The organism is Prochlorococcus sp. G5PB11 (assembly GCF_059772425.1).
The window spans coordinates 136025-149551 of the sequence record NZ_CM186287.1 but is presented as its reverse complement, the minus strand read 5'-3'; the positions used below and the strand labels follow the sequence as shown (position 1 = coordinate 149551).

Genomic DNA, 13527 nt, shown 5'->3' with positions numbered 1-13527 from the left:
TTAAAAAAATCATTATTCATTTTAAAATCAAATAATTGAATGATTAATAAGATTAGCTAAAATTTTTAAATCATCAAATTTAGTATTAGGGTTACCCATAACAGCCTTTAAATAATATGTATCCTCGTACATTGGTCTGGAAAGCATAAACTTATTAGCTAACAAAGAGTTTCTAGTTTTTATAGACCATTTGGACGCTTCAGAAGAAGTATGATTTAACGGTGTTAATGCCATCAGATGAAGAGGTCCTGATATTATTTTAAATTTTGACGAATCAATTATTGATTCTAAATAACATCTTTTTTTAATAGACTCCAAAAGTATTTTATCAATACCATCTTCGCCCAATTGTCTTAAACCAATCCACAATTTCAATGACTCGGCGGATCTGGTTCCTTGAATTCCAAGTTCTCCTCCATGAAAGTCATTACCGATACTTGGTTCGGCATAAGGTAATCCAGTTGAAAATGTAGAAGAGAGATGGTTTTTATTAGCTACAAGTAACAGAGAAGAAGTTTTTGCGATTCCCAATAATTTTTGTGGGTTAACGGTTAAGGAGTCAGCGGAACCTAACCCTTTAACAATTTCTGCGGTAATTGGAGATAGACCAAAAATTCCACCTATTGCGGCATCAACATGAAGCCAAACTTTCTCTTTTTGACAAAATTGAGCAATTTCAGACAGTGGATCAATAGCTCCTCTTACAGTGGTTCCTGCTGTAGCGACTACAGCAAAGCATTTCTTCCCTTGAGATTTAATTTTATTTAAACTTGAACGTAAACAAGAAATTTTTAATTCACCATTTTCATCTGTAGGAATTCTTTGTAAAGATTCCTTTTTTAAGCCCATAATCCTTAGAGCTTTCAAGAATGAAATATGACAATCATCACTAGCAAAAAAGACAGCACTAGGATCGCTTGCTAAACCAGCAATATTTCTTGCCATTACTAAAGCCATTAAATTACTTAAACTTCCTCCGCTAGCTGCTACCCCTCCAGACGAATTACCCAAACCCAATCTCTGACAAAACCATTTGCAAAGGTTTCTTTCTAAAGATGACAAGCTGGGCGATAATTCTTCTGCTAAAAGATTATTGTTTAAACCTGCACAAATCAGTTCTCCTACTATTGAAGCTGATAAAGGGGGTGGGTCTAAATGAGCAAGCGATCCTGGATGGGATGGTCGATAGGAACCATTCATTATCAATTTAAGTTCGCTCAACAAAACATTATTAGAGACGCCTTCTCTCCCTGGATAAACATCAGGCAATTCAACGGAGTCAGGAAATGGAGATTGACTACCCGACTCAGCAAACCAATCACAAAGATTACTTGAGGCTTCTGCAAGTAAAGATTGCAATTCTCTATCTAAATTGTGAGGAGATGCGAAAGGGTCCAAAGAAAATAAGTCTCTATTTGTGGTATTGGATAATCAAGTTCAAACCAAAAAAATGATTAATCTGTAGATAAACATTTTATTTGATAATTCTCCAAAGATCTAAAAATTGTCAAACCCAATCGCTCTAAGTCAGGAAGAAAAAATACAGTGGATGAGAAGATTGCTTACCAAAGCAAACCTTGTAGGAGAGAGAGGTGAAGTCCCTATTGCTGCAGTTATTCTCGACAAAAGAGGAAGATGTATTGGCTATGGGGGCAATAGAAGGGAAAAAATGAAAGATCCTTTAGGTCATGCTGAGTTAATAGCACTCCGACAAGCTTCTTGGATAAATAGTGATTGGAGATTTAATGACTGTACATTGATAGTAAATCTAGAGCCATGTCCAATGTGCGCAGGCGCTTTAATACAAGCAAGGATGGGAAAGATAATCTATGGATCGGAAGACCCAAAAAGAGGAGCACTAGGTGGAACTATAAATCTCGCGGAACATAAAAGTGCCCATCACAAAATGATTATCGAGAGAGGTCTAATGGAAGAAGAATCAAGAAAGATTATCGTGGATTGGTTCAAAGATAAAAGAGTTAACCAAAGAAAATATATTATCTAAACTTAGGTAGTTCAGTTTCGAAAATATTTAATATTCTATCTACATTTGTAGAAGTCGAGTTATATCCCATTAATCCTATTCTCCATACTTTTCCAGCCAGATCACCAAGACCACCTCCTATTTCAATACCAAAGTTACTTAGTAAATGATTCGTAAAAGCCTTGCCATCAACACCGTTAGGTATTTTCACAGTAGTAAGAGTAGGTAAGCGTAATTCTTCTTCGACATGTAACTCTAAGCCAATATTTTCCAAAGAATTCCAAAGCGATTCTGCATTCTTTCTATGTCTATCCCATGAAACTTCCAATCCTTCTTTAGCTAACAATCTAAGCGCTTCTCGAATACCAAAATTCATGTTTACTGGAGCAGTGTGATGATATACACGATCACTACCCCAATATTTATTAAGTAAAGATACATCTAAATACCAGTTAGGAACCTTATCTTTTCTTTTGCTCATTTTATTTTCAGCCCTCTCATTCATTGAAAAAGGTCCTAATCCTGGCGGGCAACTTAATCCTTTTTGACTGCAACTGTAAGCCAGATCAATTTTCCACTTATCCAAATAAAGAGGAACACCTCCCAAAGAAGTTACAGTATCAACAAGAAGTAAACAATTATATTTTCTGCATAAATCACCAATTCCATCCATGGGTTGACAAACACCTGTTGAAGTTTCGGCATGAACAATTGCTAAAACTGCTGGATTATGTTTTTTCAATGCATCTTCTATTTCATCAAGTGAAAAAGCATTACCCCAATCTTTATGAATGGTTTCTACATTTGCCTTATATCTGCCTGCCATATCAGCAAGACGATGGCCAAAATATCCTTTTATGGCTACTAAAACCGTATCCTCTGGCTCGACTACATTTGCCAGTGTTGCCTCCATCGCGGCGCTTCCTGTCCCACTCATAGGGAGTGTTAATCGATTACTGGTTTGCCACGCATATCTAAGTAACTCTTGCACCTCACTCATCAAGGCCACATAAAAAGGATCTAAATGACCAATTGGTGGCTGAGAGAGCGCTCTCAAAACAGCAGGATCTGCATTTGATGGGCCTGGCCCAAGTAATAACCTTTCAGGGGAAACAGTTGGACCAAAATCTTTACGATGTTGATTATCAACAGAAGGAAGAATTTGAGTGGCCAAGAAAACAGATCGGTATATATATTTGAGCCTAAAAGGCGATAGGCAAAGTCGGGGTGTTTTTTTTAGGGATTGCAATAGGAATTTGCTAGATATGCCCTAGAAGCCAAAAAACAATCATATTTTTCTGTTAAAAATCTAAAAAAAGTGCTTCTTGATACAAAAGGAGATGCAATAGCTTATTACGTTCATAATTGATTAACTATGTTTGTAAATCAAATTGATCATGAGTAAGACCTCTCAAGATGTTCTTCGTCAAATTAAGGATGAGGGCATTGAGCTAATAGATCTAAAATTCACTGACTTACATGGCAAATGGCAACATTTAACCGTAACTTCAGATCTTATTGAAGAAAGCTCTTTCTCAGAAGGTCTCGCTTTTGATGGTTCTTCTATTCGCGGATGGAAAGCTATAAACGAATCAGATATGGCTATGGTTCCAGATCCATCAACAAGCTGGATAGACCCTTTCTACCATCACAAAACTCTTAGCTTAATTTGTTCAATTCAGGAGCCAAGAAGTGGAGAACCATATTCCAGATGTCCAAGAGCTTTGGCACAAAAAGCATTGGATTATTTAGGAAGCACTAGTGTCGCAGATGCTGCATTCTTTGGCCCTGAACCAGAATTCTTTATTTTTGATGACGTTCGATACAATTCAGGTGAAGGTGGGAGTTTTTATAGCGTAGACACCATTGAAGCTCCCTGGAACACAGGTAGAGTTGAGGAGGGTGGCAACCTTGGATACAAGATTCAACTCAAAGAAGGATATTTCCCTGTCTCTCCAAATGACACTGCTCAAGACATGAGGTCTGAAATGCTTCTTTTGATGGGTGAACTAGGAATACCTATTGAAAAACATCACCATGAAGTAGCAGGAGCTGGGCAGCATGAACTAGGGATGAAATTCGCACCCCTAATCAACGCTGCAGACAATGTGATGATTTATAAATACATTGTCAGAAATGTAGCCAAGAAATATGGCAAGACCGCAACTTTCATGCCTAAGCCAGTTTTCAATGACAATGGAACAGGAATGCATGTTCATCAAAGTTTATGGAAAAGTGGTCAGCCTTTATTCTTCGGAGAAGGTACTTATGCCAATTTATCTCAAACAGCTAAATGGTACATAGGAGGGATCCTGAAACATGCGCCTTCATTCCTTGCATTTACAAACCCAACTACCAACAGTTACAAAAGATTAGTTCCTGGTTTTGAAGCACCTGTTAATTTAGTTTATTCACAGGGCAATAGATCAGCGGCCGTCAGAATTCCTTTGACTGGGCCAAGTCCAAAGGCAAAGAGACTTGAATTCCGATCCGGTGATGCATTAGCCAACCCTTACATTGCTTTCTCTGCAATGATGATGGCAGGTATTGATGGGATCAAAAATCAAATCGATCCTGGTGATGGAGTTGATGTTGACCTTTTCGAACTTCCTTCAGAAGAATTATCAAAAATAGATACTGTTCCATCCTCGTTGAATGATGCATTGGAGGCATTGAAAAGTGACAACAAATATTTAACTGAAGGAGGAGTATTTACCAACGATTTCATTGACAACTGGATAGATCTTAAATACGAAGAAGTTCAACAGTTAAGGCAAAGACCACACCCTCATGAATTCACTATGTACTACGACGCCTAAAGCAAACTCTTAACTATAAAATTAAAGCTAAAAAAATTAGGGACAAAGCAAGAATTTTGCATTCTCCTTAATTTTTTTTTTAGTTAACTGGTCACTAATCAATCGAATCTGTTAGATAATAAAAAAAATTAATCAACGGTTTATGGCAACGCCAAGCCTTAAAAAATTTGCTTATCACACTCTTCAACAGGGGAAAACACTGGCTGGCTTAGCTCATAAAGAGTTGAGTACTAAATTAATGGAAGTTTTTGCACCAGAAGTTGTCCCCGATAATTTTCCAATTGATCAAGAGTTATTAAAAGAAGTTAGAAGATCGATGGAACGACTTGAAAAAGTTGATTGGCAAGAAGCAGAGGCAGGCATTTATCCAAAATCTCAACTTTTCGAAGCACCTTGGTTGGAATGGGCAAAAAAATATCCTTTAATTTGGCTTGATATGCCCAAAACCTGGGAAAGACGTAAAAAGAATAAAACGAGAGAAATTCCGCGAAATGTTAACGAGGAAGATTACCCAAGTTACTATTTACAAAATTTTCATCATCAAACAGATGGATATTTAAGTGATCATTCCGCTGAAATTTACGACTTACAAGTTGAAATACTTTTTAACGGAACAGCCGATGCTATGCGAAGAAGAATTTTATCTCCTTTAAAAAGTGGTCTAAAAAAATATTTATCTGAAAGCTCAAAAAAAGTAAAAGTTTTAGATATTGCGACTGGGACAGGAAGAACTCTCCAGCAAATACAAAGTGCTTTACCTGAAGTAGAACTGTATGGTCTGGACTTATCAGGTTCATACCTAAAACAGGCTAGTAAATATCTAAGTTCGAGAAGTGGTGATCTCGTCCAACTTACAAAAGGAAATGCAGAAAATATGCCTTACTCATCAAACAGTTTTCAAGCATTGACTTGTGTTTTCCTATTTCATGAGCTTCCCAGAGATGCACGACAGAATGTTTTGAATGAATGCTTTAGATTGTTAGAGCCTGGAGGAACTCTTGTTCTTGCTGACTCCATACAGATAGATGATTCTCCAAAATTCACTTCAATTATGGAAAACTTTCATAAAATATTTCATGAACCTTATTACAGGGACTACATAATAGACGATATAAATTTAAGATTAAATGAAAGTGGGTTTTCATCAATAACTTCTGAATCGCATTTCATGACTAAAGTATGGAAAGCGAATAAACCAATTTAATTTTATAAAAAAGTATCTAAAAACACCTTAAAACCAACTTAGTATTATGGTCAAAAGAAATAAATACATCTGGTCAGAGAAAGCCAAATCTTTAGCTAAAGATCTTCACAGGGAAATTAGTATCAATAATTATAATTGGCACGAACTCAGGGGAAATAAAAGAAGGAGAAGTGCTGAATTGATTATTTCTGCGATATCACAATTGATTAATGATGGAGACGAAATAGAAATAGAAAACCTACTCAATCAAGCAATCTTATGGATAAAAGAAGAGGTAAGAGATACAGGATGTAAAAACCACTAAAGCATTACTTTTTTAGTGATAGTTGCAATCTATTTCCTTTATTACTCCATCTAACATCATCAAAACATTTATGAATTAAATATATTCCTCTTCCACTATTTGCATCAAGTTCTTTAGGTAAAGAACTTAGCCTTTTGTTTTTAACTATGCCAATTCCTTCATCTTGAATTTGCCATACAAACCATTTGGGAGTAAGAATTCTTCTAACTCGAACGACTTTATTAGGATTAGATAAGTTTCCGTGAACAACAGCATTAACAAGAGCCTCATGCAAACCCAATTCAACTTTTTGTGCAGTTTCTTTGCATATTACAGGCTCTAAAAGAGTTTCAACAAATGATGCTAGTTGTAAAGTAGAGGGTTGAATAAATACAGCCCAGTTTTTAGAAGGCTCCACAATTAATTAAAACATCTTTAGTAAATTAATTTTCCGAACAAAGAATTAGTATATAAATAAAATTCATAAATTAAATTTAGGTCAAAAATAGTATTAAGTGATGAAAAATTAAACATTCATAATTAAATGGTTAGGTTTTATCTTTTAATGCTTGATGATTTAGCAAGGCATCCATCAAACGAACTCCTCTAAGCTGGTTAACTAATGGCATATGACCGCTTGGTGCTTCAATGGACCAATTAAATGCTTTGGGATATCTAGTCCAAACCCCATCTTTTTTCCATCCTATTCGAGGCCAAAGTTTGTCATATCTTCCACCTACGGAATCTAGTATTTTTGCTTGAACTGTAAAACCAAATTTCCCTCTAGAATAGACAATCCACAATTTGTTCAAAGTTGATAAATCAATAGTAGGTATTAATTCAACCTCAGAAAAATAAACATATCCTCTTTTTACGGCCTTTTCCCCTGCAAGCTCTCTAAGTTTCGAGCTTGTAAAACGGTCAGCATCCTCAAAACTTTCATTTAATAAATATTTCTGTAAAGGTGAATAATCAAACCCAACTTCTGAAGATGCTGTAAACCAAGAAAAGTCCTCGCAATTAAGAGTATTTTTTATAAAATCTCCATCAGTTTTATGAATTAGTTGCAAAATAAAACCAGCAACCCAGTCAGAGGAACAGGGATCAAATCTAGACATTAAAGACGATCCCAAGGAAAGAAGCTCCTCAACTCGTTCTTCTAAAACATTCAACAAGCCAAGCTGCTTCCTTTCTGAAGCCATTCTGAAAGACTCCAAGAACTCCTCTATGCTTTCTTTATTTGGATGTGATTTTTCTTCAGTCATAATCTACTGCCGGCCTAAAATGACCTAAGCACTAATACTATGTCAGAGAAACCTACCAATTCAGGTTATCCCGTAACGGATTTTCGGAATTTAACCAGCCCAATAGTTGATGTAAGAAGTCCTAATGAATTTTCTCAAGGTCATTGGCCAGGCGCTATCAATATTCCTTTGTTTTCTGATTTGGAAAGAGAAACGATAGGGAAAAGCTATAAAAGAGAGAGTCGCTTAAAAGCAATCCTTAATGGTTTAAAAGTGACACTCCCAAGTACTTCAAAACTCCTGGACGTAATGGTAAAAACAATTACAGAAAAGAGAGGGGGAGATAACTCATTAAGAATTTATTGCTGGAGAGGTGGAATGAGATCTGGAGCTTTTGCATGGCTTGCAAGAACAATTGGAATTAAGACCTATTTATTAGAAGGTGGATATAAAAGTTATAGGAAATGGGTTTTAAAGCAGTTTGAGGCTGATTTACCCATAAGACTAATAGGAGGTAAAACAGGTACTAGAAAAACAGATTTACTCAATTACATCAATAAAGAAGATATATATGTCATTGACTTAGAAGGAATTGCCAATCATAGAGGAAGTAGTTTTGGTTCATTAGGCATGAAGAAGCAACCTACAACTCAACAATTTGAAAACATCCTCGCAGAGTCTCTTGATGAATTTCACAAAAATAACAAAGCTATTGAGATATGGATAGAGGCTGAAAGTTCTAATTTAGGTAAATGTCGCATACCAAATATGTTGTATTTAAAAATGAAGAAAGCACCAATTCTTGAAATAATAAAAACTAAGAATGAGCGTATAGAAAATTTAGTCAATCTTTATAGTCAAAACTCTCAAAATGAATTAGAAGAAGCTGTAGAGAGAATACAAAAAAGATTAGGTCCACAAAGAACAAAAGAAGCACTACTTGCGATCAGGCGAAAAGAATGGCCAAAAGCCTGTGAAGCAATGCTTGATTATTACGATAAATGCTATGAATACGAACTTAAAAAAACAAAAAATATAGACTCTGTTGATCTTAGCGGCCTAAGTCTAAAATCATCTTTAACTAAAATCTTAAAGAAGAAGCTCAATCCCTTATAGTTTAATACAAGAGGATCTCTATCAATAGCATCTAAAGGAGAGATGAAAGAAATCCAGGAGGCTGTTTCAATTCAATTTGTCAAAGGAGAAAGCGAAAAAGGCCATCCTGAAATACGTATGTTCAGAGACTTGGATGGCAAAAAAGGCAAAGCGGTATATAAATTTCTCACCCCTAAAACAATCACACTAGAAAACTTCAAATCTATAAAAAAAATGTATTTAATCGATCAAGAGGGTGAGCTTCTAACAAAAAAAGTTGATTTGTATATTTCAGGAAATTATATTAAAGAAGTAACATCAACATATAGCTGGAATTCAGAAAAAGAATTTGAAAGATTCATGCGTTTTTCTGTAAGATATGCAAATTCATTGACTAATAATTAAACTCTAAAGTTGAAACTCACTAACTTACTATCTTTTACATCTTTAATCATTTCTTTATTAATTTTATGGAGCTTAAGAGAAATAGTTATACTATTTTTTGCTTCGATAATTATAGCAATGGCGCTATGCACTATTACTGGCAAAATTCGTGAATTTTTTCATATACCAAGATGGATTTCTTTAGGAATAACAATTATATCTATAGTAATAATATCAAGTGTTTTAATAGTTTTAATAATACCTCAGTTCACCAGTGAATTTCAAGAGCTAATAAATCAGATACCATCAGCAGCAAGCAAGCTATGGGAGCTCATAATAAATTCATTTTTTAATTTTGCAGAAATCATATATAAAGATAGTATTCCAAACCTAACTGATAGGACATTATTATCGAATCAGCTTAGTATTATCCCAGACAGTGCAACCCTTGCCAGTGGTGTAACAGATAGCATTACAAAATTAATAAATTTAGTAAGTAATGTTGGCATAGGAATTATTCAACTATTATTCATAGTCTCTGTTGGATTAATGATAGCTTTACAGCCAAATTCATATAGAGAAGTTGTTATATTGTTAGTCCCTTCATTTTACAGAAGGCGAACAAGAACAATTTTATCGACATGTGGTAATGCCTTAAGTAGTTGGATGGCTGGTGTTGTACTTAGCTCAGTCTGTGTAGCGATACTTGCTTCTATTGGACTGTATTTATTGGGAATAAAATTAGTAATTGCTAATGCTTTAATCGCAGGTATTTTAAATGTTATCCCAAATGTAGGCCCAACAATTAGTACCATTTTCCCTCTTTCTGTTGCTTTACTAGATACCCCATGGAAATCATTTGCTGTTTTAGGCCTATACATTGTAATTCAAAATATTGAAAGCTATGTAATAACACCTTCAATAATGCACAAACAAGTTAAGTTACTTCCGGGACTAACAATTACCGCGCAATTTATATTTACTATCCTTTTTGGACCAATAGGCTTGTTATTAGCAATTCCAATGGCTGTTGTAATCCAAGTATTTGTAAAAGAAGTAATTGTCAATGACATTTTAGAAAGAAATTATTCTTCTAACTAAGCCTAAAAAAAAATAGAAACGATTGTTATACTTCCCAAGGATCAGTCCATAAAGAAATTTCTTTTGCTGAAGTTTCAGATACATTTCTTTTCTCAAATCCATCCATTTACATCACCTAGATTTCAAAAGTCATGCCTGAGATTGACTTTTAGGGCTCTCGTCAATCAATCTGATTGAGATGTTTTTCAATCATTCCACTCCTAATACTGATTTTTCCAAGTTTCTCCAGTCATTAGCTTGATTGATTACCTTATTTGTATATTGTTAGTAGTTCTTTTTCTTGCGAGCCCAAATATAAAATGTTAATTATATAAAATTTAAAATAATCTACTAATCCACTAAGAAATAATTAAAATACCAATTGTTAACTAGTTAATTTTATTAATCATCAAATTCAGGTTTTGGTTTCTTTTTAACTTTACCTGAAAGCAATTGATGTAAAGCATCCAAGGAATTATATACCTCTTTAAGCTCTGACAACTCAGGCAACAAACCATATTGACCAAGCATTTGATCCAAGTCTCGAAGTTCCTGCCTGATATAACGCAAATGAGAACTAACTTCCTCTCTCTTACTAGTAGACATTATAAAATAGATTAAATTGCTTCAATATTTTGATTTTAGCTTAAAATAAGTATGATAAGCATCTGGATTTTTACAAAGTTTATAAAGTTCGACTAAATCAAAATTTTTCAAACACACTTAATTATTTATAAAATATTGATTATGAAAAAATTTACCAGAATCAACTTCTCTATATGCGAGCTCGATTAATTCAAAACACTATTAAGAATGCGTAATTCCTATTTTGTAAAAAAATAAAAACTATACTGGGCTATACGTAATAGATGGTTAAGAATATATATATGGATTATAAAAAAAGAAAAGAACTCAATCTGAGAATAGGCAATCTAATAATTGCAATATTCCTAGCTACTGTACCCACTGCCATAACTTATGGAACTCTGAGCATTCATGGACTTAATATTTGTAGAACCTTGAGCTCAAAAGTTACAAGTACTAGAGAAATCAAAGAAAGTTGTGATGAAGCTTCATGGTCAACTACAAAAAGCTATATATTTTTAATTGGCTTTTTTATTACTTTACCTACTTGGATGTGGTTTTACTTGTCTATGAAAAAGAAGAGGAACTAGTTTAAATCAATAAATATGTACTTAAGATGACAAGAAACTAGAGAAAGGAAAATCAAAAACTTTGTCTTGCTTTGATTTTTTTATAATATTTTTACTATCGCTAGACTTACTACTCTGGATTAAATTCTTATTAGATTTTATTCCGATAGGGTTTATTTTGTTAATAAAAACTTCATTAATCAAATAATCAGCTGAGAATTTTCCAGGTCCTAAACAAATAATTGAAACAGCTGAAGAGAAATACAGACCAAGTAATTCTAACAAATAAATGTTAAAACCTGAAGTAACCAAAGCATGATAGATAGCCACACTCATTGTGCCTAAAATTGCAGAAGCCCCTACCCTTGTACCAAGGCCGATTATCAATGACCAGCTTCCAACGATCTCGGAAGCAGCAGCCACGTAAGAGAGAGTAATGGGGAAAGGCAAATGAAGTGGACGCACAAAAGCATCAGCAAAATTATTTATGTCGTTTAATTTTTCAAATCCATGGTGGATGAGCAACGCACCAGTAAAAACTCTCAAAACAAGGATTGCTAAATCCTTAAGTATAGTTTTATAGATGATTGAACTAAGCAATTTGACCTAAACTCACTAGATTGAACTTTAATTGCAGACGCATGCAAAGTGTGGATACAAGGAGCCTCAAAGAGGACGATAAGTATTAATACTTATCGAGTGGCCGATGCCTTTCTGTTTAAAAACCTAATAATTTAGAATCAATGAACACATTGATTTAGGACTCAAATTTTGAAAAAGTTTTAATCAAAGAATTGTTCTATCAAGAGTTCAAAGCCTCTCAAATGTAGAGTAAATAATTACCTTGAAAAGTATTAATACTCACAACAAGATTTTGAGTGGGGTATTAAAATTTTAAAAATTTATGAGTACTCGTGAGCACATCTCTTCTTGCGGCTACAGCATCCATAGGAATTATCATAATTGCGATACCAGCTTTGATTGCTTCGCTTAGCTAAATTTATCTCATAAAATCAAATCACGGTTTGATTCATTTAACCGGAATTCCATTTCCTGCTACCCAAGCACTCGTCCAACAATGCTGGAAGTTGAAACCACCCGTAACGCCATCAATATTTAATACCTCGCCTGCAAAAAATAACCCCTCACAAATCTTACTTTCCATGGTTTTAAAATTAATTTCATCAAGAGATACCCCACCAGCAGTTACAAATTCTTCTCCATAAGGACCACGACTATTTATTAAATAACTATTCATTATTAAACATTTTAATATCGAATATATTTGGCTTTTAGATAAATCTGCCCATTTTAATTTACTCCCAATATTTAAGTTTAAAAGAAGTGCTCGCCATAAGCCTCTTGGCAAATTATGAAAGGGTTTATTATTAATTACCACCTTCTTACCATTTTCTAATTTATACAAATCAAGTTTTTGCCTAACCTCATTTTCATTCATACAAAGCCAATTTATTCTTAGTTCACCCTTATATTTATTTGAATATAAATTTCTAGCACTAAATGCAGAAAGGCGTAAAACAACAGGGCCACTAAAGCCTTTATGGGTAATCAGGATAGAACCTGTTTCAGCATACTTTTTTTTGTTAACGGTAAGTTCAGCATGAACATTTAAAGTTATACCTGAACAAGAAGTTAATGATTTTTCAGAGGTTGACAATGAAAAAAGAGATGGCACAGGGTGAACAATTGAGTGACCAAGGCTTAAAGCCAGTCTGCGCCCACTGGGATGGCTCCCAGTGCAAATTAAAATATTTTTAGCTTCAAAGTAATTTTTACCTTTAACTAATAAATTAAAACCTTTTTTTTTTTTGTTATTTTCTTCACATGAGAATTAGTAATTATCTTTACGCCAGATTTTTTTGCAACAGCTGTTAAACATTTTATTACGTCTTCAGAAGAATCAGAACGAGGAAATACACGTCCATCCTTCTCTATCTTAAGACTAAGTCCTTTTTTTTGGAACCAATCAAATGCTTCGACTGTAGAAAATCTATTAAACAAGCCTATTAGTTGTTTTTCTCCTCTAGGATAATTATTTACCAAATTAGAAATATCCCAACATGAGTTCGTTAAATTACATCTACCTCCACCACTAATTCTAACTTTCTCAAGAACTTTTGAGGTACCTTCTAGTACAACAACAGAACCAAGGCCCTTATTAATAGCTGTAATTGCTCCCATAAAGCCAGAAGCACCACCACCAATAATGACAAGATCTGATACGACCAAACGATAGGCTCCAGTAAATTATAGTTTAAA

Annotated in this window: 14 protein-coding genes and 1 pseudogene; 8 read left to right on the top strand and 7 right to left on the bottom strand. The window is 34.3% G+C overall.

The genetic code is table 11. The features are described from left to right. Positions 1-27: 27 nt before the first annotated feature. Positions 28-1398: a pyridoxal phosphate-dependent decarboxylase family protein gene (locus AC6EI0_RS00765; protein ID WP_498522635.1), complete on the bottom strand. Its 1371-nt coding sequence runs from the start codon at positions 1396-1398 to the stop codon at positions 28-30. A gap of 151 nt (positions 1399-1549) precedes the next feature. Here AC6EI0_RS00765 and AC6EI0_RS00760 point away from each other — a divergent pair, with 151 nt between their 5' ends. Continuing rightward, positions 1550-2005, top strand: a complete 456-nt coding sequence (locus tag AC6EI0_RS00760; RefSeq protein WP_498523477.1) for a nucleoside deaminase — start codon at positions 1550-1552, stop codon at positions 2003-2005. On the opposite strand, the gene AC6EI0_RS00755 is transcribed toward AC6EI0_RS00760, so the two are convergent. Next, positions 1998-3158 (bottom strand): pyridoxal-phosphate-dependent aminotransferase family protein, encoded by a 1161-nt coding sequence (locus tag AC6EI0_RS00755; RefSeq protein ID WP_498522634.1) that lies wholly within the window; start codon positions 3156-3158, stop codon positions 1998-2000. The two genes, AC6EI0_RS00760 and AC6EI0_RS00755, sit on opposite strands and share 8 nt — an antisense overlap. Positions 3159-3381: 223 nt before the next feature. Between AC6EI0_RS00755 and glnA the strand changes: the two genes are divergently transcribed. From glnA to AC6EI0_RS00740, 3 genes are all read left to right on the top strand, one after another. After that, positions 3382-4803 carry a type I glutamate--ammonia ligase gene (gene glnA, locus AC6EI0_RS00750; RefSeq protein WP_498462534.1) on the top strand — a complete coding sequence of 474 codons (1422 nt, stop codon included), beginning with the start codon at positions 3382-3384 and terminating at the stop codon, positions 4801-4803. Positions 4804-4945: 142 nt separating this feature from the next. Then, on the top strand, positions 4946-6007 hold the full coding sequence (locus AC6EI0_RS00745) for a class I SAM-dependent methyltransferase (protein ID WP_498522633.1): 1062 nt from the start codon (positions 4946-4948) through the stop codon (positions 6005-6007). Between the two features lie 46 nt (positions 6008-6053). Then, a complete protein-coding gene (locus AC6EI0_RS00740; protein ID WP_498522632.1) occupies positions 6054-6311 on the top strand; it encodes a DUF6439 family protein in 258 nt (85 codons plus the stop codon). A gap of 4 nt (positions 6312-6315) precedes the next feature. Here the strand turns inward: AC6EI0_RS00740 and AC6EI0_RS00735 are convergent, their stop codons facing one another. Together AC6EI0_RS00735 and AC6EI0_RS00730 are read right to left on the bottom strand one after the other, a co-directional pair. Beyond that, complete coding sequence (locus AC6EI0_RS00735; RefSeq protein WP_498522631.1) at positions 6316-6708, bottom strand: ATP-binding protein; 393 nt, start codon at positions 6706-6708, stop codon at positions 6316-6318. Positions 6709-6838: 130 nt separating this feature from the next. Then, entirely contained in the window at positions 6839-7555 is a 717-nt protein-coding gene (locus tag AC6EI0_RS00730) for a GUN4 domain-containing protein (RefSeq protein ID WP_498522630.1), read from the bottom strand. Between the two features lie 39 nt (positions 7556-7594). On the opposite strand from AC6EI0_RS00730, the gene mnmH reads away from it, so the two are divergent. From mnmH to AC6EI0_RS00715, 3 genes are read left to right on the top strand one after another with little or no spacing between them, the layout of a single operon-like run. Beyond that, positions 7595-8650, top strand: coding sequence for a tRNA 2-selenouridine(34) synthase MnmH (gene mnmH, locus AC6EI0_RS00725; RefSeq protein ID WP_498522629.1), 1056 nt, complete (start codon positions 7595-7597; stop codon positions 8648-8650). A gap of 42 nt (positions 8651-8692) precedes the next feature. Further along, positions 8693-9034: a photosystem II reaction center protein Psb28 gene (gene psb28, locus AC6EI0_RS00720; protein WP_498522628.1), complete on the top strand. Its 342-nt coding sequence runs from the start codon at positions 8693-8695 to the stop codon at positions 9032-9034. Between the two features lie 9 nt (positions 9035-9043). Further along, positions 9044-10114 carry an AI-2E family transporter gene (locus tag AC6EI0_RS00715; protein ID WP_498522627.1) on the top strand — a complete coding sequence of 357 codons (1071 nt, stop codon included), beginning with the start codon at positions 9044-9046 and terminating at the stop codon, positions 10112-10114. 381 nt (positions 10115-10495) lie between these two features. On the opposite strand, the gene AC6EI0_RS00710 is transcribed toward AC6EI0_RS00715, so the two are convergent. Next, positions 10496-10699, bottom strand: a complete 204-nt coding sequence (locus AC6EI0_RS00710; RefSeq protein ID WP_011293667.1) for a DUF8635 family protein — start codon at positions 10697-10699, stop codon at positions 10496-10498. 263 nt (positions 10700-10962) lie between these two features. Between AC6EI0_RS00710 and AC6EI0_RS00705 the strand changes: the two genes are divergently transcribed. Then, positions 10963-11268, top strand: coding sequence for a hypothetical protein (locus tag AC6EI0_RS00705; protein ID WP_498522626.1), 306 nt, complete (start codon positions 10963-10965; stop codon positions 11266-11268). Positions 11269-11289: 21 nt separating this feature from the next. Here AC6EI0_RS00705 and AC6EI0_RS00700 read toward each other — a convergent pair whose 3' ends face one another. Both AC6EI0_RS00700 and AC6EI0_RS00695 read right to left on the bottom strand, forming a co-directional pair. Beyond that, a complete protein-coding gene (locus AC6EI0_RS00700) occupies positions 11290-11847 on the bottom strand; it encodes a DoxX family protein (protein WP_498522625.1) in 558 nt (185 codons plus the stop codon). 430 nt (positions 11848-12277) lie between these two features. Then, a pseudogene (locus tag AC6EI0_RS00695) lies at positions 12278-13449 on the bottom strand (BaiN/RdsA family NAD(P)/FAD-dependent oxidoreductase). Positions 13450-13527 lie beyond the last annotated feature (78 nt).